The sequence below is a fragment of the Methylobacterium sp. Leaf112 genome (assembly GCF_001423295.1).
Classification (GTDB): Bacteria; Pseudomonadota; Alphaproteobacteria; order Rhizobiales; family Beijerinckiaceae; genus Methylobacterium.
In genome coordinates this window covers 101,494-119,193 of sequence record NZ_LMNG01000034.1, presented here as the reverse complement: position 1 = coordinate 119,193, position 17,700 = coordinate 101,494, and the positions used below count along the sequence as shown (strand labels likewise).

Genomic DNA, 17,700 nt, shown 5'->3' with positions numbered 1-17,700 from the left:
GAGCTCGGCTGCGATCTGTATCTGCGGCCCGCCGCTGCTGTCCAGCAGGGCCACCGCCTCGCGTTTGAACTCGGGGGTGAACGCGTCTCGTCTTGGCCCTCAAACACCTTCCCAGCCCGCAAGGAGCGTATCAAAGGTGTCCGTGAAAGCGGGGGAGGATCAGTGCACCGCTCCCGACATCGGCCAACGCGTTGCCGGTGGGACGCCCGGCTCGTCGGGAGCATGGCCCGACATGGATCGAGCGCCGCGATCCGGCCGGATCACGACGCGCGACGGCGGTCCGCATTCGGCAGGATTACGGCGGGACGCGATGCCCCCGCCGACCCTCCGGGTAGCCGCTCAACCCTTAGGCGAAGAAATCGTAGCTGAACCCACTCACCCCGACCAGCAGCAGGCTGCCACCATCCTCGAACACGACCTGGGTTCCGGCCGACGTCGCGATGGCGTTGAAGGCCTGGCCGGCGAAATCGAGCCGGTCGCCTTCCGCAGCGTTGAAATCCAGGATCGTATTGGCGTTGTCGCCCGCAAAGGTCACGAACCGATCCGCGCCCGATCCACCCGTCAGGATGTCGTCGCCCTTGCCGCCGATGAGGATATCGTTGCCTTCATTGCCGAAGATGCGGTCGGCTCCGCCATTGCCGTAGATCGTGTCGTTGCCGAGACCGCCGAAGATCACGTCGGCGGTGTCTTCGGGATTGACGAAACCGGTGCCGCCGAAGATCAGATCGTCGCCGGCATTGCCGTAGATCGTGTCGCTTCCCTCGCCGCCAACGATCACATCGGCCTCGTCCGTGACGTCGCCGGGGCCGGTTCCACCGTAGAGGGTGTCGTCCCCGACGCCGCCGAAGATCAGGTCGCGCCCGGCCCCACCGTAGACGGTGTCGTTTCCTCCGTTCGCGAAGATCGAGTCGTTTCCGGCGCCGCCGTCGATGATATCCGCTGCGTCGGTCGGGTCGGCCTGTCCATCGCCGCCGTAGATCACGTCGTTGCCATCCTGGCCCGAAATCAAGTCCGACCCCTGGCCGCCGTAGAGCTGATCGTCTCCCGGTCCGCCCTCGATGGTATCGTCACCGGTTCGGCCGAAGAGTTGATCGTTGCCGGGTCCGCCGTAGATCTTGTCGTTGCCCGATCCACCGTCGAGCGTATCGTCGCCCGGGCCGCCGTTGAGGATGTCGTCGCCCCCGAGACCGAGCAGGGACCCGACCGTCCCCGTGACGACGGACAGCACGTCGGACCCTTCGCCTCCGGTGAGGAGCCCCACATCGGCGACGGCCGACACGACGCCGTTGGGGCCCAGCAGAGCGAGTTTCCCATCGACGTTCAGGAGTTGGCCGACGCCGATCGAGGCGGCGACATCGGCCACGGGGGTTTTCAGCGCTCCGGCGAGGCCAAGCGAGTCGAGCAGTGAAGGGTAAGCCATTGTCTTTCTCCAGCGACGCGAGAACATAACGCGCAGGAGTAGAAATGTTCAACTAGTCTAATCAGGGATCAGCTTTGCTTCGTTAGGAGTTCATTGCCGAATGCATAAAATTCGACTGAATTGAATCATCACTGCCCGAGAACCGCTCCTGTTTGTAGGGATATCGCCCGCGCCGAGACTGGGACGCTCGGCCGAGTTCGGCGCTTGGGCGCCCCGGAATATCGCGCTGAGCGCGACTGAACGGGGCCGTTCACTGCTTTCCCCGGCGAGGGGAGGCGCCCAGGGGCGGAGCTTTTCCCCAAGATCACGGCACGGCACAGACCCGGCCGGGTCGGTTTTTCGGATCTGTTGCTGGATTGTTGCTGCGATCCGCGCCGGGATCGTGCCAACTTTGCGGCGAGGTCACCGAGATCCGCGCCCGATCACCTGTTGGGTCTCGGACCCGAGCCCGTCCGGCCAAAAGCCGGGCGGGCTTTTCGCCGTCAGCCCCCGAAGTGCCGTCAGCCCCCGAAGTAGAGCGTCAGGTCGTGATCGTTGGTGATCCGCGACGACGGCGTGATGTCGATGGTGCCGTACAAGTTATCGATCGCCGGGAGATCGTTGCCGAGCGCCCTGAACGCATCGACGATCGCGAAGTACTGGGTCTTGAGCGTCTTCGAGGCAGGATTCAGGTTCGTGACACAGACCAGGCCCGTCGGAGGACAGTCGACGTAGACGAGGCGAAGGTCGGGCCGGTACGTCTGCAGGATGGGAATGATCTTCCAGACATCTCCGGTCCAATGATAGGGGAAGCGGGTGTTCACCCCGAGGTGGGCAGACACCTTGGCGTTCCGCTCCGCCATTTCCGCATTGAGGGGCAGGCAATCGTGCAGGACGATCAACGTCCGATCCGACGCGATGGCTTCGGCGTTGTAGAAATCCCGCAGCAGGTACTCGAAGGTATGCATGCCGTCGAGGAAGATGAGATCGGGCGGACCGCCGGCCAGGGCTGCGTAATCGTACTCCGCAAAGAAGGTGTCGCTCGGCACCTGGACCAGTGTCACGATCGTCTTGCCGTGCGAAACATTGAAGGTGATGTCGAACGACGGGTCGACGCCGATGGCCGTTCGGGTGTGGATCTGGGACATGAGGTGTCCCTGACTGACGCCGACTTCGAGATAGCGCTTGCTGTCGCGGGCACGGCTCACATGAGCCATGAAATCCATGTAGTGCAGCCCCGGATGGCTCTCGGGCAGATGGCGTGTCGGTTCAGGCGTGCTCATGCGTTCTCCCGTTGCTCGTGATGTGTCCCGCCTCGGTTTACTCGCATCCGCCCTCTCGTCACCCGTTCGGACGGTGGCGGACGTGAACCCGCCACGCGGCCGGGGTCATCCGCCACGTCGCACGCCATGGGCGATGATTGCCACGAGCAAGCGTTCGCCGCGCAAGGTCGGGGATGAACATTTGAACGCTGCATGGCGTTGCTTCATTCCATGATAGGAGCAGCCATGAAGACGTTCATGCTTTCGACCTGTGTCCTGGCGCTGTCGTCCCTCGTCCTGGTGCAGATGGGCACGAGCGCGGACGCACGGTCTCGCCCGAAGAAACGTGGGATCGGGGTGGTCACCGCGCCCAACAGCACCGGCAACCGCCCGACCCGGACCATCTCCCGCGGGGCGACGGGCGCCGATACGATCACGAACAATTCGGCAGCGGGCGGCAACGCCGGCCGGCCCGAGCAGGCGGTGCCGAACAGCAGCGCGGGCGGAAGCAATCGCTGATCCGTCGCGACGGACGCGGCGAACGATCCCCGGTCCCGACATCCGCCCGGCGCCGGCTCCGGCCGGCCGCCCCTAGCGGAGCAGGTAGAGCGACACGCCGACCACCGTCGGGATGAGGAGGGCGACCCCGACGAAGGCCGGCATCACCCAGGCGTTCCGGCCGTGCGGCTGCGCCGAGTCGCGCACGCGCGGCGGGGCCGCCTCGGCCTTGCGCGCCAGGGCGACGCGTTCGGCCGAGGGCGGGTTTCCGGCGGCCTCGTCGTCGGTGCCGAGCTGCGACAGGCCGGGATCGTAATGGGACACCTTGTCGCCGGTTCGTCCGCTGTCGATGTCGGCCTTCAGCATCGCCGTCGTCGGTTCTCGCGAATCCGGCGGCGTTTCGACGGCGATGTTGCCGGGTGCCGGCGGGTCTTCGGATCGCAGGACCATGGGTCGTCTCCTCACGTCGTCTCGGGATCGTCTGCTCGCGCTGTTGCAGAACCGACCTGTCGCAGGACAACGCGGGACGGCGTCGGCCGTTACGCCGCGGCCTGCGCTTTCCGACGCACCGTCGGGTTGCCCTCGGCACCGCGTCGGCGCGGCTCCGGGGGATGCCGGGCCCCGGTGCGAGCCCTACCGCGCGAGACTCGACGGGGCCTGCCACGCGACGCCCGCATGTTCACGCACGTCGCCATCCTTCGCACCCGTGTCCGCGTCGCTCGTCCAGTCGCTCGGCTCCACCACGTCGACCACCTCGTCGTCCGGGTAGGCGGCGGCCAGGAACAGTCTGGCCTCGCCCTCGGCGGATGCGCGGACGGTCACCAGGGGCCTGTCGCCCTCGGGCGAGCGGATGTTGGCGATGAAGAGCTTCGACATGTCCCATTCCCTCCGGCGGGCGGTGCGGCGCGCCGAAGGGACAACGCGCGCCGATCCCGGAGGGCGGCGGGGCGCGGGAGAATCTTGGCATTCAGGAGAATTCTGGGGCGCGGGAGAGGTGCAGGGCTCGGGCGCCCGGCCGGCCTCACGGCGTCCCGGGGGCGTCCCACTGCCGGCGGATCGCGGCGCCTAGGGCGGCGTAGCCCGGCAGCGCGAGGTGCACCGTGTCGGGTGCGAAGGCCGGGCATGGGTCCTCGTCGCAGCGCAGGGCGAGCTCCGCGCCGTCGACGATCACGGCGTTGCCCCGCTCGGCCAGGAGCGTCGCCCATTCGGCGTTGAGGCGCAGGCGCTCGGCATCGCGAAACGCGGATTTTCGGCCGCGCGGGAGAATGCCGACCACCACGAGCCGGGGCTTGCCCCACACGGCGTCGAGGCGCTCCAGCACCCGGCGGAGCCCCTCCCGGATCGCGCAGACCTTGTCGCCATAGCCGAGGTTGTTGGTTCCGAGCATGAGAAACACCGTGCGGGGTGCGAGCGCCGCGTAGCGGGCGTCCTGCAGGCGCCACAGCACGTTCTGCGTCCGGTCGCTGCCGACGCCGAGGTTCAGCACATCGGCCCCGAAGGTGTCCCGGACCGACGCGTCGGGCCAGAGCTGCGTGAGGCTGTCCCCGAGGAGGACGACCTCCACGCCCCGTCGCTGCGAGGCCGCGGCCGCGATCGTCTCGGCGCGCCGATAGGCCAGGGCGCTCTGCGGCGGCACCGGAAACGTCGTCACGGTCGTGTCGGCGCTGTCGCATGCCGCCTCGTCGGCCCGCGCCGGCGCGCCGGCGAGGAGGCCGAGGGCCACCAGGGCGCCGGCGCGGAGCCTCCGCCTCACGCGGCACCGCCCACGTCGTCGGGACGAACCGCAAGGCGCAGGAAGCTCACGGCGCTGGCGACACCCGCGAAGGCGCCGCCGAGCCCGAGGGCGAGGGCCGGCCCCTGCGCTTCCGCGAGGGTGAAGCACGCCGCCACCAGGGCCGCCCCCAGGGTCTGGCCGAGGAGGCGGGAGGTGGCGACGATGCCGCTGGCACCGCCCGACCGGGCGGCCGGGGCGCTCGTCATCAGGGCGCGCAGGTTCGGCGCCTGGAAGAAGCCGAAGCCGGCGCCGCAGAGCGCCATCCGCCAACTGATCTCGAACACGGTCGGGTTCGCCGGCAGGGCCGCGAGCAGCCCCATGCCGAGGGCGAGGACGGCGAGTCCGAGGCCGCCGAGCAGGCCCGGCGGGTAGCGGTCCGAGAGGCGTCCGGCCACGGGAGCCAGCACGGCGACGAGCACGGGCCAGGGCGTCATCAGGAACCCGGTCTCGACCTGACTGCGTCCGAGGGTGTGCTGGAACAGGAACGGAAGGGAGACGAAGGCGAGGCCCTGGGCCGCGAACGAGCACAAAGCCGTCATCGCCGAGAGGGCGAAGAGTGGACGCCTAAGGAGGTCGGCGGCCAGCATGGGGGCCGGATGCCCCGCCTGCCGGCGCAGGAGCAGGGCGAAGCAGGCGAAGGCACCCGCGACCTCCGCCCCGATGTGCCAGAGCGGCGCCTCATGGGCGGCCTCGCCGAGCCCGAGGATGAGAAGCGCGAAGGCGGCGGCGTTCAGGAACGCGCCGGGAATGTCGAACCGATTGCCGGAGCGGCCGGTCTCCGGAAGGGCGGTCCAGGCCAGCGCCAGGGCGCCGAGGCCGATGGGCACGTTGATGGCGAACAGCCACGGCCACGGCGCCGTCACGAGGATCAGGGAGGCCACGGTGGGGCCGACGGCGAAGCCGATTCCGACCACGAAGGCGTTGAGCCCGACGCCCCGCCCGAGCTGGTTCGCCGGGTAGATGAAGCGGATGAGGGCGATGTTGACGGCCATCAGGGCGCTCGCGCCGATCCCCTGGAACACCCGCGCGGCGACGAGGGTCGGCAGCGACCAGGCCAGGGCGCAGACGAGGGAGGCCGCGGTGAACAGCACGAAGCCGCCGATGTAGATCCGCTGCTGCCCGATGATCTCGCCGAGCGCCGCGATGGGCAGCAGGGTCGCTACCACGGCGAGCTGATAGGCGTTGACGATCCATACCGAGTCGCCCGCATCGACGCCGAGGCTGGCCGCGATGGTCGGCAGGGCCGTGTTGGCGATGGCGGTGTCGAGGGTGGCGAGGCCGACGCCCGTGAGCACCGCCACCATCGCCCGGCCGCGCTGGCCCGGCGGGAGGCCGTCCCGGACGGGCGGGGCCGGCATCGGGATCGATGGAAGCATGGGGCTGGACTCGCGGCGGCGACGGGATGCTGCATGCGTCCGCCGCCCAGGCTTGGCAAGGTCTTCGACCGGCGCCACGGCCGAGTCTTCGACCAGATCCCCCGAAGGCAGGCGGTGCGAGGACAGGCGGTGCCGGACGGCACGATGACGCCGCACGCCTCTGCCGTAGGTTCCGGGGACATCCTAGATCAGGGATCTCGCGCTTTCCCCCACCATGAGACCTCCGTGCTCCGCATCGCCCTCCTCGTATTCGCCGTCGTGTTCCTCGCGCCGATCGCGGTCTCGGCCGCCCTCTACTACCTCAGGAACGACATCGCGGACTGGCGCTCGGCCGACCGCTCGAGCGCGGGCCTGCTGCCGCCCGCCGCGCGGAACCCGCAGGCCGTCGTGCGGGTGTTCTCGGCCCGCACCGTGAGCTGGCGCGGCATCGTCGCGAGCCACAGCTGGATCGTCGTGAAGGGGGCGGGCGACCGCGCCTACCAGCGGTTCGACTACACGGCCTGGGGCATGCCGATCTGGATCGACCGCTTCGTGCCGGACGGGCGCTGGTTCGGCAGCGCCCCGGAGGTGATCTTCGCCGCCGACGGGGGGGAAGCGGAGCGGATGCTGCCGCGCATCCGGGCCACCATCGCCAATTACCGCTACGCCAAGGTCGGGGATTACCGGCTGTGGCCCGGTCCGAACTCGAACACCTTCGTGGCGGCGGTGATGAGTTCGGTGCCGGAGATGCGGGCGAGCCTGCCGGCCACCGCCATCGGCAAGGACTTCCCCTATGACGGCCGCTGGTTCGGCACGACGCCCTCGGGCACCGGGATCCGGATCAATCTCGGCGGCTATCTCGGGCTGACGCTCGGCTGGGTCGAAGGGCTGGAGGTCAACATCCTCGGTGCCGTCGCCGGCCTCGATATGCGCCGCCCCGGCCTGAAGCTGCCCGGCCTCGGCCGCGTCGGGGTCTGATACTGTCTTCGGATGATCCATTCGGAGACAGTCTCAGGCAGCCCGCGCGGCGCCTGAGCGAAGCCCAAATCCGCATCGCGAAGCGATCGACCGGATTTGGTATGACCGGCCGGCGCCGGACCGCGTCTCCCGCGGTCAGCCGGTCGACAACCGCGGCGGTCGGCTGGCATGAAGCGCCGTCTTGAAGTGCCGTCCTGCCGGCCGGCTCCCGCCACCCCGCCCGTCCGAGCCCCCCATGCACGCCACCGAAACCGACAGCCTGTGGTTTCACGACAACCCCGAGCGGCAGTTCCGGCTTCGCCGCCAGACGCCCGCCGAGATCCGGCAATGGCCCGTGCCGCCCGATGCGACGCAGACCGCCTGGTGCGTCATCCGCCGGGAAGACGGGGCCCTCGAAGCGTTCGGCCTGGCCGAAGGGGACACCTGGGACGATGCGGACGACGAGCTGGCCCCGTTCTTCGCCAAGCTCCGGGGCGACGGGCCCTGACCCCCGGGCGGACGGGCGCACGAACGCCGCCTCGTGCCGGCCGCGTCCCGCCGCTAACCCTTCTCGGCCGCCAGAACGTGCGCCACCAGGGCGTTGGCGTGGCCATGGCCCATGCCGTGCTCGGTCTTCAGCAGGGCGACGAGGGCCATGTGCTTTGCCGGAAGATGCCGGCGCACCAGCGCCTGCCACTCCGCGATGGGACGTCCGTACCTCTTCTCGATGGACGGGAAGTAGGATGCCGGACCCTTGATCGCCGCGTCGCTCACTGCCGCTCGTGCTCCGGTTCGTCGGGACCGGGCATCAGTTTCGCCGCGGCGTCTCGGAAGCGCAAGATCGGGCGAGGCCGGCGATCCGGTCCGGCGGGGCGCTTCCGGCGCCGGCGAACAGGCGGTCCACCGCCGGCACATCGTCCCGCGCCGGCCCGTGCGAACCCGCTCAGTTGTCGACGGTCAGCGAGGCCTTCGAGACAGGCATCGCCGCCGGCGCCGCATCGGCGACTTGTCCGGTGATGTCGAGCTGTCCGGCGATGGTGTGGGCCGGTACGGCGCCGAACCGGTCCTTGGCGATCTGCCCCAGAACCATCACGAACAACAGGGCCATCAGCGCGTTCGCGGCGATTCGGGCCGGACGCGCGGCGTCGCGCACGGAGAGCAGCAGCGCATCCGTCGCGTCGGAGGCCGGGCCGGGCAACGGGCCGGAACCGTCGGAAATCGGGAGCAGCCACGGCTCGCTCGGCAGGGCGGAGGCGCCTCCCATCTCGTGGGCGCCGGGCAGGTTTTGGAACAGTCCGGTCGACATTCCATCCTCCTGTGGAGTTGCGGGGCAGGCCAGTCTGGCGGGCCGTTCGTTCATGATCCGTTAATCAGGAACACTGTGTTCATTTTGCGTTCAGGAAGGCGGAACGGCAAGGGCCTGCCGCGCGGTGCCTGCCGCGCGAGGCCTGCGTCGAGGCGGCGCGACCCTTTGGCAGGGGCGGGTTCCATCGGGGCTCGGAGCGCTACTTGAGGCGTTCACCCAGGATCATGCCGTGCCCCAACCCAAAGCCGACCCGCCGCGCCTGCTGATCGTGTTCTACTCGCGATCCGGCTCCGTCGAAACACTGGCGGTCACCGCCGCGGAGACCGCCCGGGCGTCCGGTGCCACGGTTCGGCTCCGCCGGGCCCGCGAGGTCGTCGACCACGACACGATGGCAAAGGTCGAGGGCTGGGCCGAGAGCGCGACGCGGCAGAACGCGCTCTACGAAGCGCCGACGCACGAAGACGCGGAATGGGCCGACGCCATCCTGTTCGGCACGCCGTGCTATTTCGGCGCCATGGCGACGGAGCTGAAAGCGTTCCTCGATCGGCTCGGACCTCAGTGGAAGCGCGGAGCCCTGGCGGGAAAGGTCGGCGGCGCCTTCGCGACGGCGTCCTGGCCGCATGGCGGGTCCGAGGTGGTCACGCTCTCGCTCTACGCGCCGATGGCCCATCTCGGCATGGTCATCCTGCCCACGGGCTACACCGACGCGGCGATGCTGGAGGCGGGCTCGCCCTACGGCGCTTCGTCCATCGTCGGCGCCGAGAACCGTGATCCGCGCCCGGAGGACCTCGACGCCATCCGGCACCAGAGCCGGCGCACGGTGGCGATCGCCCGGGCACTCGTGGCCGCCGGCGAGATGCCGAGCCGTCGCGACTGAGGGGCCGGAGCCGGTTCAGACGAAGTGCCGAAACACGACCTGTGCCGGGGCCTCGCCCGCCGGCTCGCCCGTATCGGCGGAGCCACTCCGGCCGGCGCCGGAGAGACCCGCCGGCGCGGCGACGAGGGCGAGGAGCGTCAGCAGCCAGCGGATGGGACGGGCGACGGGCATGGGGGCCTCACGGGCTGGATCGGGATCGGAGCGTCGCCTTCGATAGGGCTTGCGCATGGCAGGGATGTTTCCTGCAGCGATACGTCCTGCGCCGATGTTTCATGCCCCCGATCCGTTCGTTTCGCGGTGCCCGAACGCACCCGATGCGGCGCGTCCTCGCCCCCCGGGCCGGCGCCGGGGCCGCCTCAGCGCTCTGCCTCCTCAGCGCTTGGCCACCTTGGTCGCTTTGGTCGCCTTGGCGGCAGGCTTCGGGGCGGCGGCTTCCTCGGCATCGCGGGCCAGGCGCTCGGCCTTCAGGCGCACGATCTGGTCGTCGCGGGCCGTCTCCCGTGCCTTCACTTCTTCCCAGACCTGTCCGGCCGTGTCGGCCCGCTCCGCGGCCCGCGCGGCCCTGGTCTCGGCGCGATCCTGGCTGCCGCTCTTGTCCTGTGTCATTGGCGATCCTCCAAATGGTGCGCCCCTCGGGGTCCGTGTCGCCTTCGCGGAACCTGGGGGTCCCGCGAGGGTCATGGACGGGGGGCGGGGGTCGGGGTCTGCGGCGTGGGTGCGGGCACCGGCTGCTGCGGGTTCGTCGTCGGTGCGGCCTGATCGTCCGACAGGGTCTGGTTCGCTTTGGTCTGCAGCTGATCGGCCGTCTGCTGGTTGATGAGTCCATACGAGACCGCGGCCGCGAGCGCGACCGCGATGATCGCACCGATGATCGTCTTCGAGAGCTTGCTCTGCATGGTTTCACCTTGTCCGGGCCGTGGTCCGGGCCGTGTCACGGAGGGTGACCTGCGCCGATCGCGGACGGTCGGTTTCGAGGAGGGGGCGAGACGTCGGTCGCGATCCGGATGGAGCGCCGGGACACCAAGCCTCCGGCGCGACGAAGTTCTGACGACACGGGATCCTTACGAGAAAAAGCCCCGCCGCGGCGTGCGCGGCAGGGCCTTCGAAGTCACGGATCGCGCCGTTTCAGTAGCCCCGGCCGTAGTAACCCGGTCCGCCGCGATCGTAGGCGCCGGCAGCAGCCGCGCCCGCCGCGACGCCCGCGATCCCGAGGCCGACGGCCGCTCCGGTCGACAGGCCGCGCCGGTCCCGGCGATCGCCCCGTCGGTCGTAGCCGCGATCCCGATCGTAGCCCCGGTCGATTCCGCGCCCGTAGCCGCGGCCATAACCGCCATCGCGGTCACCGCCGTATCCGTAACCCTGTGCCTGAGCACCGGTCGCGCCAAGAGCTCCGAGAGAGAGCGTAACGGCGGAAATGAGAGCGAGCTTACGCATCGATGTCTCCTTCGCTGTTGCGTTGGGGAGCCAACGTGACGCGATGCGAAGTGTTCCGATTTCCGGGCATGTTCGAATGTTGGGCCGGGAAGCGCCCGGAAGGAGCTGCGCTTCACCCCAGGCGCGGGTCGGGGCCGTCGTCGCGGGGCGTCCCATCGTAGCCTTCCATCCAGGCCGCCCGTTCCTCGCTGTCGCGCGGGTAGGGACAGGCATCCTTCGGACGGCCGTGGATCCGGGCCTGGGCGCCTTCTTCGATGGGATCGGGGCGTGAATGACGGGTCTGGGCCATGGCGACGACTCCGTGTTCGAAACACATCGCTTCAACGGCTCCGCGCGGGGCAGGATCCCGCGGCATAACGGGCCCTCCGGTCGGCGGCGCCCGTCAGGGCCGTTCCCGCTCCCGGTCGCCCGACCGGGCACGGTGTCTGCTGGCCGCCCCACGGTTCTGGAGCTGCGCCCGACCACGTCGGGTCGGGCGCAGCTCCTGGCTCTTGTCTCGCCGCGCTCCTATCCTCCGGACCGGTATCCACTTCGGCAGAAGGCGTTCTAGCGCGGCTTGAACTCCACGGACGACCGCTTCGCGATCTCGGTGCGCACATGCTCACGGAACAGGCGCACGCGTGCGGGCAACTCCCGCCCCGCCAGGCTCACCGCCCGCAAGGCTCCCCCGGTGGTCGCCCACGGTTCGAGCACCCGCACCAGCCGCCCCGCCGCGACGCTCCGTGAGGCGATGAAGCTCGGGAGGTGCCCAATGCCCGCCCCCGCAAGGGTCAAGCGAAGCGCGGTCGCGAAATCGCTCACCCGAATGGCCGGCCGGAGGCCGACCTGCTCCATGCGCCCCCCGCCGTCGTCGAGCAGGATGCCCATCACGCCGGCTCGCTCGCGCGCCAGGATCACGTCGTGGTCCGCTAGGGCCGCCGGGTTCGCGAGGGGCGGCTTCGAAGCGAGGTAGGCGGGCGCCGCATAGAGCCCCAGCCAGACGTCCAGGATCTGGGTGGCCCGGTAGCCGGTTTCCTCCACGTCCCCCAGGCGCAGGGCGAGGTCGATCCGGTTGGCCGCCAGATCCAGGCGCGTGTCGGTGTTCAGCATCTCGACGGTGATCTGCGGGTACGCCATCCGGAAGCTGGCGACGATCTCGGGCATCACCTCGATGCCGAAATCGACGGAGGTGGTGATCCGCAGGTGCCCTGCCGGCACCGTCGATGCGCCACGGGCGGTCTCCGCCGCCTCGTCGAGGAGCGCCAGGCATTCCTGGGCCTTTGCGTAGAAGGCGAGACCTTCCGCCGTCGGTGAGACCGCGCGGGGGTGGCGGGCCATCAGGGTGGCGCCCAGGGCCGCCTCCAGTCGCGAGAGCCGTCGGCTGACGCTGCCCTTGGTCTCCCGGAGGCTCGCCGCCGCCGCCGTGACCGTGCCGAGATCGATGACGGCACAGAACGCCCGCAGATCGTCGAGATTGCCGCCGAAGGTTTCCGATTTCGCAACCATGTAGTGCCGGATAGCAGGCTCTACGGGACCGGCCAACGGGACTATCCGGACCTTCGTCGGGTCGCGGCGCCCTCCCGACCCCCTCGCGCGCGTCGCGACCGCCCACTCACGTTTCGGAGACGATCATGAAACTCCTCCTCGCTTCCGGCCTCGCCCTCGCCGTCGCCCTCGGGGGCGGCGCGTCGTCCCAGACGCCGCCGACCCGGGACCCCGCCCAGATCCAGGCCGGCACCTACGCCGTCGATCCCGGCCACACCCAGGTCGGCTGGCGCGTGTCCCACATGGGCTTCTCGAACTATGCCGGCGGCTTCTCGGACGTCTCCGGCACCCTCGACCTCCAGCCCAAGAACCCGGCCGCCTCGAAGCTCGCCATCAAGATCCCCGTCGCCTCGGTGACGACCACCAGCGACAAGCTCACCGGAGAACTCAAGGGCGACCAGTGGCTCGACGCGGGCAAGTTCCCCGAGATGACCTTCGTGTCGACCAAGGTGACGCCCGACGGCAAGGACAAGGCCAAGGTCCTGGGCAACCTGACCCTTCACGGCGTGACCAAGCCCGTGACCCTGGACGTGACCCTCGTCGGCGCCGGCGTGAACCCCCTCAACAAGAAGGTCACGGTCGGCTTCGAGGCGGCCGGGACGCTCAAGCGCTCCGAGTTCGGCGTGAAGACCTACGTCCCGCTGATCGGCGACGACCTGCACCTCACCATCGCGGGCGCCTTCGAGCGCCAGGACTGAGCCCGAGGGAGGAGGAGGGCCATGGGACCCGGCCCGCCCGCGCGGCGCTACACCGTCGTGGCCATCCTGCTGCACTGGACGAGCGCCTTCTGCGTGCTCGCCCTCATCGGCATCGGCCTGGTCATGACCCATGCTGGGCTGGCGCCGATGCGCCAGTTCCAGCTCTACCAGTGGCACAAGTCCGTCGGGATCACGGTCCTGGCCCTGACGACGCTCCGTCTCGCGTGGCGCGCCTTCCATCGGCCGCCCCGGCACCCGGTCGGAATGCCGGCTCCCGCACGCCGGGCGGCCGGCGCGGTGCACGGCCTGCTCTATCTCCTGCTCGTCGGCCTGCCCTTGACCGGCTGGGCGATCGTGTCGCTCTCGCCGTTCCAGATCCCCACGGTGCTGTACGGCCTCGTGCCCTGGCCACACCTGCCCCTGGCGGCGTTCCTCACGGATGCAGCTGCGGCCGAGGAGGTCGCGAAGCGGGTTCACGCCTACGGGGCGTGGCTGCTCACGGCGCTGCTCGCGCTGCACGTGGCGGCCGCACTGCGTCACCACCTCATCCTTCGCGACGACAGCCTGCGCCGCATGCTGCCCGCTGGCCGCCCCCCGACATCCTCCGAGCACACGGAAGCGATCCGATGACCACGCCTGCCTTCCGCTTCCGCGTCGCCCACGCGCGGTTGGCGCTCCGGAGAGCCCCCTTGCTGGGCACACTCTTGGGCACTCTGTTGGGGGCCGCCTCGCCGGCCGCCGCCGCCGAATGGGTGATCGATCCGGCGAAGAGCGCGATCCGGTTCTCGGGCGTCCAGGTCGGCGCCCCGTTCTCGGGACGCTTCGAGCGCTTCGACGCGACGGTGACGTTCGATCCCGCCAAGCCGGAGGCCGGGCACGCCACGGTCCTCATCGATCTGGCGAGCGCGCGCACAGGAGACGTCCAGCGCGACACGGCCCTGCCGCAGCAGGACTGGTTCGACGTGAAGGCGGCGCGCCAGGCGCGCTTCGAGGCCACGGGCTTCGTCGACAAGGGCGGCGGCGACTACGAGGCGGTCGGAACCTTGACCATCCGGGGCACGAGCCGCCCGCTCACGCTTCCGTTCCGGCTTGCGCTCGCGGAGGACCAGGCCCGCGCCACCGGGCATGTCGGCCTCGTCCGCACGGCATTCGGCGTCGGGCAGGGTGCGTGGGCGTCGGGACAATGGGTGGCCCTGGAGGTCGGGGTCGACGTGGACCTCGTCGCCACGTCCAAGGCCGGTCCCTGATCCGGGACTTCAACCCTGGGACTTCCACCCCGGACTCCCGCCCCCAGGGCCGCTCTCCCGAGCATGGAACGTGGCGTTCCGGACGCCCTTATCCATTCGCCTCGGCCGCGTCGCGGTCCGGATCGACCGGTTCAGGCGGGGCCGGACCCTTCGACGTCATCGTAGAGGCGCCGCGCCTCCCGAACGCGTCGGTGGCTGTCCTCGGCCCAATCCACCGGCATGTCCAAGGGAACGAGGAAGGAGCGACCCAGCTCGGCCAAGCGATACTCAAAGCTCGGAGGGCTGGTCGGGTACACGTGGCGCGTGATGAACCCATCGCGTTCCAGGTGACCCAGGCATTGCCTATACGAGCGTCCTCCGGGCCGATACGTCGCCCCTTGTACGTCGCCCCTTGGTCTGGCGGAGGAGCACCGCGCGACCGAAGCCGCGTCGGGCGTGCCGCACGTGCTGCTGCGCAATGGATGGTACACCGAGAACTATGCGGCCTCGATCCCGGCCGCGCTGGCGCATGGGGTCTTCCTGGGCGCCGCCGGGGAAGGCCGGGTCGCCTCGGCGGTGCGCGCGGATTACGCCGCGGCGGCCAGCGCCGTGCTGGCGTCGGAGACCGCTCAGAGCGGCCGCATCTACGAGTTGGCCGAGACGAGGCCTACACGCTGGCGGACTTCGCGGACCTCGTAGCGCAGGCGTCGGGCGAGCCGGTCGGCTACCGGACCCTGTCGGAGGGGGAGTTCGCGGTCGCCCTGATCGGTGCGGGGCTCCACGAAGCGTTCGCCGGCCTCCTGGCGGACTCCGATGCGGGAGCACCAAAAAGGGGGCCTGTTCGATGCAGGCCATCAGCTGAGCGGTCTCATCGGGCGCCCGACCACCTCACCCGCTTCGGTCATCGCCACCGCCCTCGCGGGATGATCCGCCGGTGCCACCCTCTTGCCGGGCGACCTTCTGCCGGGCGACCTTCTGCCGGGCGACCTTCTGCCGGGCGACCTCCGTTCGGGCGACGGGAGCGCCTGTCCGGTGGTCGAGGCCCGTGTCCGGGGAGCGGACAAGCGCGTTCGGCCCCTGCGGATCACGGACGGAGGCCAGGTCAACCGCCGCAGGACACGGGCCTCACGCGTCGGACGCCATCCAGGCGCGTGTCTCGTCGAGGATCTCGTCCGAGAGCGCGGGATCGTCGACCGCACGCGCAAGGATCAGGGCGCCGATCAGAGCCGCGTAGGTGCCGATGGCCTCGCGGCGGCGGTCGGCGGCGTCGGGGACCGCCTCGGTCAGGCGGTCGATCTGTGCGCGGATGCCCGTCGTCATGGCGGCCCGCGCTGCCGCCGGCCGGTGACGAACGTCGGCGGCCAGGGCCGCCATCGGGCACCCGTCCGCCGCGTCGTCCCGATGCGCGGGCGAGAGATACGTCGCCACGAACGCCGGCAGGTCCCCGCCCCTGCCCGCGACCTCGGTCGCCGCCTGCGCGATGGCCTGCGCCATCAGGTCCTCCTTCGAGGCGAAGTGTCCGTAGAAGCCGCCATGGGTGAGGCCCGCGGCCTTCATCACCTCGGCGACGCCGACGGCGTCATACCCCTTGTCGCGATAAAGACGGCTCGCCGCCGCCAGGATGCGGCGGCGGTTCTCCCGCATCTGCTCCTGCGTGACACGCATCTCGAAAATTCCCCATCGACCCCGTTGACACTCATATGATCGCGATCATATTTGAGATCAATCATGATGATCATCATGATTGCTCATCAGACACGCAGGGGCGAATCCCATGGCCACCCAGAGTTCGGTTCTCATCACCGGCGCCTCGACCGGCATCGGCGCGACCTATGCCGACCGCTTCGCCCGGCGCGGCCACGGCCTCGTGCTGGTCGCCCGCGACAAGGCACGGATGGACGAGCTCGCCGACCGTCTCCGCCGTGACTACGGCGTCGCCGTCGACGTGCTTCCGGCCGACCTCACGGCGCCGGACCAGATCCGGGCCGTCGAGACGCGGCTGCGCGACGACGACGGCATCGGCATCCTCGTCAACAATGCCGGCGCCAACGTCGGCGGTGGCTTCGTCGAGCAGGCCACCGACGACGTCGAGCGCCTCGTGACCCTCAACACGACGGCGCTGGTCCGGCTCGCCAGCGCGGTGGCACCCCGCTTCGCCGGGGCCGGCGCGGGCGCCATCGTCAACATCGGCTCCGTGGTCGGGCTGGTCCCGGAATTCGGCATGTCGGTCTACGGCGCGACCAAGGCCTTCGTCCTGTTCCTGTCCCAGGGCCTGAGCCACGAGCTGTCCCCCAAGGGCGTGTACGTGCAGGCCGTGCTGCCATCGGCCACCCGCACGGAGCTGTGGAGCCGGTCGGGGGTCGATCCCGCCGCGCTGCCGCCGATGATGGAGGTCGGCGACCTCGTCGACGCCGCCCTCGCGGGGTTCGACCGCCGCGAGTCCGTGACGATCCCGCCGCTTCACGACGCCGGGCAGTGGGACGCCTTCCAGGCCGCCCGGCTGGCGATGATCCCGGGATTCGCGCAGGTTCACCCGGCGCCGCGCTACGCGTCCGCCGCGTGATCCCCGCGTGATTCGGAAGCGGCCGCGAGAAACCGATGGCGTGGTCGGAGCTCATAAGGTGGCGGCATGTGCTCTGTGCACAACAGGCATGGGCATTCCCCCGAGGCCCGCCTTGCCGTTGCTGGGGAGCCCCGGCCGGTTACGGGGCCGTTTCCGATAGAAATACAAGACGTTGCGGCGGCGCGGCGCCGTCATCTTTAGAGCTCATCTAAAGTACTGAGATGCTTGCATAATTTCCGATTGACTGCTTTCTCCGACCGATCGAGATTCCGCGATGTCGCGATGATCGAGGAGTGATTGGAGCGGGGGCCAAGCATGCAGTCGACATCGATCGAGGCGCTGCATCGGAGCGAAGGCGTCAGGCTTCGGCGCTTCCTGATGCGTCTGCTCGGCAGCGCCGACGCCGCCGCCGACGCCCACCAGGAAACCTACCTGCGGATGCTGGGCGCGCTGTCCCACACGCCGATCGAACACCCCTCGGCCTTCCTCTTCCAGGTCGCCAACAACGTCGCCCTGCGGATGCGCAACCGGCAGCGCCTCGAAGGCACCCTGTTCCGCACCATGACGGACATGGACCTCGCGGAGATCGCGGACGGGTATGCCCTGCCGGAACGCCAGGTGATCGCACGGCAGGAGCTTAGACGGCTGGCCGCCGCCATCGACGCGCTGCCGCCCCGATGCCGCGAGGTGTTCCTCCTCGTCCGGTTCGAGAACCTCTCGAACGGCGACGTCGCCGCCCGCCTGGGCATCAGCCGGAACATGGTCGAGAAGCACCTCATCAAGGCGCTCCTGCACTGTCGCCGGTGCTGCCACGATTGGGTGTGAGG

The 17,700-nt window shown here is 69.9% G+C and carries 25 protein-coding genes and 2 pseudogenes; 10 read left to right on the top strand and 17 right to left on the bottom strand.

Annotated elements, in window-relative coordinates; translation table 11 throughout:
- The 3 genes and pseudogenes from ASF52_RS23780 to ASF52_RS20970 all read right to left on the bottom strand — a co-directional run.
- A pseudogene (locus tag ASF52_RS23780) lies at positions 1 to 103 on the bottom strand (hypothetical protein); the annotation flags it as partial.
- Positions 104 to 346: 243 nt separating this feature from the next.
- Positions 347 to 1,420: a calcium-binding protein gene (locus tag ASF52_RS20975; protein ID WP_056266444.1), complete on the bottom strand. Its 1,074-nt coding sequence runs from the start codon at positions 1,418 to 1,420 to the stop codon at positions 347 to 349.
- Between the two features lie 500 nt (positions 1,421 to 1,920).
- Complete coding sequence (locus ASF52_RS20970) at positions 1,921 to 2,682, bottom strand: class I SAM-dependent methyltransferase (RefSeq protein WP_056176489.1); 762 nt, start codon at positions 2,680 to 2,682, stop codon at positions 1,921 to 1,923.
- Positions 2,683 to 2,907: 225 nt separating this feature from the next.
- Here ASF52_RS20970 and ASF52_RS20965 point away from each other — a divergent pair, with 225 nt between their 5' ends.
- The gene (locus ASF52_RS20965) at positions 2,908 to 3,180 is read left to right on the top strand and encodes a hypothetical protein (RefSeq protein ID WP_056176486.1); all 273 of its coding nucleotides are present in this window, start codon (positions 2,908 to 2,910) and stop codon (positions 3,178 to 3,180) included.
- Positions 3,181 to 3,252: 72 nt separating this feature from the next.
- Here ASF52_RS20965 and ASF52_RS20960 read toward each other — a convergent pair whose 3' ends face one another.
- The 4 genes from ASF52_RS20960 to ASF52_RS20945 form a co-directional block, all read right to left on the bottom strand.
- Complete coding sequence (locus tag ASF52_RS20960; RefSeq protein ID WP_056176483.1) at positions 3,253 to 3,609, bottom strand: hypothetical protein; 357 nt, start codon at positions 3,607 to 3,609, stop codon at positions 3,253 to 3,255.
- A gap of 183 nt (positions 3,610 to 3,792) precedes the next feature.
- Positions 3,793 to 4,035, bottom strand: a complete 243-nt coding sequence (locus ASF52_RS20955; protein WP_056176480.1) for a hypothetical protein — start codon at positions 4,033 to 4,035, stop codon at positions 3,793 to 3,795.
- Between the two features lie 145 nt (positions 4,036 to 4,180).
- Entirely contained in the window at positions 4,181 to 4,912 is a 732-nt protein-coding gene (locus ASF52_RS20950) for a GDSL-type esterase/lipase family protein (RefSeq protein ID WP_162241042.1), read from the bottom strand.
- Positions 4,909 to 6,309 (bottom strand): MFS transporter, encoded by a 1,401-nt coding sequence (locus ASF52_RS20945; RefSeq protein ID WP_056176475.1) that lies wholly within the window; start codon positions 6,307 to 6,309, stop codon positions 4,909 to 4,911. Before ASF52_RS20945 ends, ASF52_RS20950 begins: the two co-directional genes overlap by 4 nt.
- Positions 6,310 to 6,543: 234 nt before the next feature.
- On the opposite strand from ASF52_RS20945, the gene ASF52_RS20940 reads away from it, so the two are divergent.
- Both ASF52_RS20940 and ASF52_RS20935 read left to right on the top strand, forming a co-directional pair.
- Positions 6,544 to 7,266 carry a DUF3750 domain-containing protein gene (locus tag ASF52_RS20940; RefSeq protein WP_056176957.1) on the top strand — a complete coding sequence of 241 codons (723 nt, stop codon included), beginning with the start codon at positions 6,544 to 6,546 and terminating at the stop codon, positions 7,264 to 7,266.
- 235 nt (positions 7,267 to 7,501) lie between these two features.
- A complete protein-coding gene (locus ASF52_RS20935) occupies positions 7,502 to 7,753 on the top strand; it encodes a hypothetical protein (protein WP_056176472.1) in 252 nt (83 codons plus the stop codon).
- A gap of 53 nt (positions 7,754 to 7,806) precedes the next feature.
- On the opposite strand, the gene ASF52_RS20930 is transcribed toward ASF52_RS20935, so the two are convergent.
- Entirely contained in the window at positions 7,807 to 8,019 is a 213-nt protein-coding gene (locus ASF52_RS20930; protein ID WP_056176468.1) for a DUF4287 domain-containing protein, read from the bottom strand.
- 169 nt (positions 8,020 to 8,188) lie between these two features.
- Complete coding sequence (locus ASF52_RS20925) at positions 8,189 to 8,551, bottom strand: hypothetical protein (RefSeq protein WP_056176465.1); 363 nt, start codon at positions 8,549 to 8,551, stop codon at positions 8,189 to 8,191.
- 229 nt (positions 8,552 to 8,780) lie between these two features.
- Between ASF52_RS20925 and wrbA the strand changes: the two genes are divergently transcribed.
- Complete coding sequence (wrbA, locus tag ASF52_RS20920) at positions 8,781 to 9,428, top strand: NAD(P)H:quinone oxidoreductase (RefSeq protein ID WP_056176461.1); 648 nt, start codon at positions 8,781 to 8,783, stop codon at positions 9,426 to 9,428.
- Positions 9,429 to 9,443: 15 nt separating this feature from the next.
- Here the strand turns inward: wrbA and ASF52_RS22780 are convergent, their stop codons facing one another.
- From ASF52_RS22780 to ASF52_RS20900, 6 genes are all read right to left on the bottom strand, one after another.
- Positions 9,444 to 9,656 carry a hypothetical protein gene (locus ASF52_RS22780; RefSeq protein WP_156630258.1) on the bottom strand — a complete coding sequence of 71 codons (213 nt, stop codon included), beginning with the start codon at positions 9,654 to 9,656 and terminating at the stop codon, positions 9,444 to 9,446.
- 144 nt (positions 9,657 to 9,800) lie between these two features.
- Positions 9,801 to 10,034, bottom strand: a complete 234-nt coding sequence (locus ASF52_RS20915; protein WP_056176458.1) for a hypothetical protein — start codon at positions 10,032 to 10,034, stop codon at positions 9,801 to 9,803.
- Between the two features lie 71 nt (positions 10,035 to 10,105).
- A complete protein-coding gene (locus ASF52_RS20910; RefSeq protein ID WP_056176456.1) occupies positions 10,106 to 10,324 on the bottom strand; it encodes a hypothetical protein in 219 nt (72 codons plus the stop codon).
- A gap of 229 nt (positions 10,325 to 10,553) precedes the next feature.
- A complete protein-coding gene (locus tag ASF52_RS20905; RefSeq protein WP_056176453.1) occupies positions 10,554 to 10,862 on the bottom strand; it encodes a hypothetical protein in 309 nt (102 codons plus the stop codon).
- A 112-nt stretch (positions 10,863 to 10,974) separates the two neighbouring features.
- Positions 10,975 to 11,151, bottom strand: coding sequence for a ribosome modulation factor (gene rmf / locus ASF52_RS23030; protein ID WP_200918814.1), 177 nt, complete (start codon positions 11,149 to 11,151; stop codon positions 10,975 to 10,977).
- Positions 11,152 to 11,408: 257 nt separating this feature from the next.
- Positions 11,409 to 12,383 carry a LysR family transcriptional regulator gene (locus ASF52_RS20900; protein ID WP_244473892.1) on the bottom strand — a complete coding sequence of 325 codons (975 nt, stop codon included), beginning with the start codon at positions 12,381 to 12,383 and terminating at the stop codon, positions 11,409 to 11,411.
- Between the two features lie 89 nt (positions 12,384 to 12,472).
- On the opposite strand from ASF52_RS20900, the gene ASF52_RS20895 reads away from it, so the two are divergent.
- Genes ASF52_RS20895 through ASF52_RS20885 form a run of 3 tightly spaced genes read left to right on the top strand, consistent with a single transcriptional unit; the run spans position 12,473 to position 14,331 of the window.
- A complete protein-coding gene (locus ASF52_RS20895; RefSeq protein ID WP_056176449.1) occupies positions 12,473 to 13,084 on the top strand; it encodes a YceI family protein in 612 nt (203 codons plus the stop codon).
- Between the two features lie 21 nt (positions 13,085 to 13,105).
- On the top strand, positions 13,106 to 13,714 hold the full coding sequence (locus ASF52_RS20890) for a cytochrome b (RefSeq protein ID WP_056176446.1): 609 nt from the start codon (positions 13,106 to 13,108) through the stop codon (positions 13,712 to 13,714).
- Positions 13,711 to 14,331 (top strand): YceI family protein, encoded by a 621-nt coding sequence (locus ASF52_RS20885; protein ID WP_056176443.1) that lies wholly within the window; start codon positions 13,711 to 13,713, stop codon positions 14,329 to 14,331. Before ASF52_RS20890 ends, ASF52_RS20885 begins: the two co-directional genes overlap by 4 nt.
- 131 nt (positions 14,332 to 14,462) lie before the next feature.
- Here the strand turns inward: ASF52_RS20885 and ASF52_RS23385 are convergent, their stop codons facing one another.
- Complete coding sequence (locus ASF52_RS23385) at positions 14,463 to 14,627, bottom strand: hypothetical protein (protein WP_244473891.1); 165 nt, start codon at positions 14,625 to 14,627, stop codon at positions 14,463 to 14,465.
- A gap of 41 nt (positions 14,628 to 14,668) precedes the next feature.
- Between ASF52_RS23385 and ASF52_RS23380 the strand changes: the two are divergent.
- Positions 14,669 to 15,237, top strand: a pseudogene (locus ASF52_RS23380) (KR domain-containing protein); the annotation flags it as partial.
- A gap of 198 nt (positions 15,238 to 15,435) precedes the next feature.
- On the opposite strand, the gene ASF52_RS20875 reads toward ASF52_RS23380, so the two are convergent.
- Complete coding sequence (locus tag ASF52_RS20875; protein WP_056176441.1) at positions 15,436 to 15,975, bottom strand: TetR/AcrR family transcriptional regulator; 540 nt, start codon at positions 15,973 to 15,975, stop codon at positions 15,436 to 15,438.
- Positions 15,976 to 16,084: 109 nt separating this feature from the next.
- Between ASF52_RS20875 and ASF52_RS20870 the strand changes: the two genes are divergently transcribed.
- Together ASF52_RS20870 and ASF52_RS20865 are read left to right on the top strand one after the other, a co-directional pair.
- A complete protein-coding gene (locus ASF52_RS20870) occupies positions 16,085 to 16,873 on the top strand; it encodes an SDR family NAD(P)-dependent oxidoreductase (RefSeq protein WP_056176438.1) in 789 nt (262 codons plus the stop codon).
- Between the two features lie 315 nt (positions 16,874 to 17,188).
- Complete coding sequence (locus tag ASF52_RS20865) at positions 17,189 to 17,698, top strand: RNA polymerase sigma factor (RefSeq protein ID WP_056176435.1); 510 nt, start codon at positions 17,189 to 17,191, stop codon at positions 17,696 to 17,698.
- The last annotated feature ends 2 nt before the right edge of the window (positions 17,699 to 17,700 follow it).

Excerpts from the sequence above, each read along its gene's own strand:
- ASF52_RS20960 (WP_056176483.1), bottom strand. The coding sequence starts at position 3,609 with ATGGTCCTGCGATCCGAAGACCCGCCGGCACCCGGCAACATCGCCGTC.
- ASF52_RS20885 (WP_056176443.1), top strand. The coding sequence starts at position 13,711 with ATGACCACGCCTGCCTTCCGCTTCCGCGTCGCCCACGCGCGGTTGGCG.
- ASF52_RS20945 (WP_056176475.1), bottom strand. The coding sequence starts at position 6,309 with ATGCTTCCATCGATCCCGATGCCGGCCCCGCCCGTCCGGGACGGCCTC.
- ASF52_RS20965 (WP_056176486.1), top strand. The coding sequence starts at position 2,908 with ATGAAGACGTTCATGCTTTCGACCTGTGTCCTGGCGCTGTCGTCCCTC.
- rmf (WP_200918814.1), bottom strand. The coding sequence starts at position 11,151 with ATGGCCCAGACCCGTCATTCACGCCCCGATCCCATCGAAGAAGGCGCC.
- ASF52_RS20975 (WP_056266444.1), bottom strand. The coding sequence starts at position 1,420 with ATGGCTTACCCTTCACTGCTCGACTCGCTTGGCCTCGCCGGAGCGCTG.
- ASF52_RS20895 (WP_056176449.1), top strand. The coding sequence starts at position 12,473 with ATGAAACTCCTCCTCGCTTCCGGCCTCGCCCTCGCCGTCGCCCTCGGG.
- ASF52_RS20905 (WP_056176453.1), bottom strand. The coding sequence starts at position 10,862 with ATGCGTAAGCTCGCTCTCATTTCCGCCGTTACGCTCTCTCTCGGAGCT.
- ASF52_RS20875 (WP_056176441.1), bottom strand. The coding sequence starts at position 15,975 with ATGCGTGTCACGCAGGAGCAGATGCGGGAGAACCGCCGCCGCATCCTG.
- ASF52_RS20865 (WP_056176435.1), top strand. The coding sequence starts at position 17,189 with ATGCAGTCGACATCGATCGAGGCGCTGCATCGGAGCGAAGGCGTCAGG.
- ASF52_RS20890 (WP_056176446.1), top strand. The coding sequence starts at position 13,106 with ATGGGACCCGGCCCGCCCGCGCGGCGCTACACCGTCGTGGCCATCCTG.
- ASF52_RS20935 (WP_056176472.1), top strand. The coding sequence starts at position 7,502 with ATGCACGCCACCGAAACCGACAGCCTGTGGTTTCACGACAACCCCGAG.
- ASF52_RS20910 (WP_056176456.1), bottom strand. The coding sequence starts at position 10,324 with ATGCAGAGCAAGCTCTCGAAGACGATCATCGGTGCGATCATCGCGGTC.
- ASF52_RS20915 (WP_056176458.1), bottom strand. The coding sequence starts at position 10,034 with ATGACACAGGACAAGAGCGGCAGCCAGGATCGCGCCGAGACCAGGGCC.
- ASF52_RS20955 (WP_056176480.1), bottom strand. The coding sequence starts at position 4,035 with ATGTCGAAGCTCTTCATCGCCAACATCCGCTCGCCCGAGGGCGACAGG.
- ASF52_RS20870 (WP_056176438.1), top strand. The coding sequence starts at position 16,085 with ATGGCCACCCAGAGTTCGGTTCTCATCACCGGCGCCTCGACCGGCATC.
- ASF52_RS20925 (WP_056176465.1), bottom strand. The coding sequence starts at position 8,551 with ATGTCGACCGGACTGTTCCAAAACCTGCCCGGCGCCCACGAGATGGGA.
- ASF52_RS22780 (WP_156630258.1), bottom strand. The coding sequence starts at position 9,656 with ATGCGCAAGCCCTATCGAAGGCGACGCTCCGATCCCGATCCAGCCCGT.
- ASF52_RS20970 (WP_056176489.1), bottom strand. The coding sequence starts at position 2,682 with ATGAGCACGCCTGAACCGACACGCCATCTGCCCGAGAGCCATCCGGGG.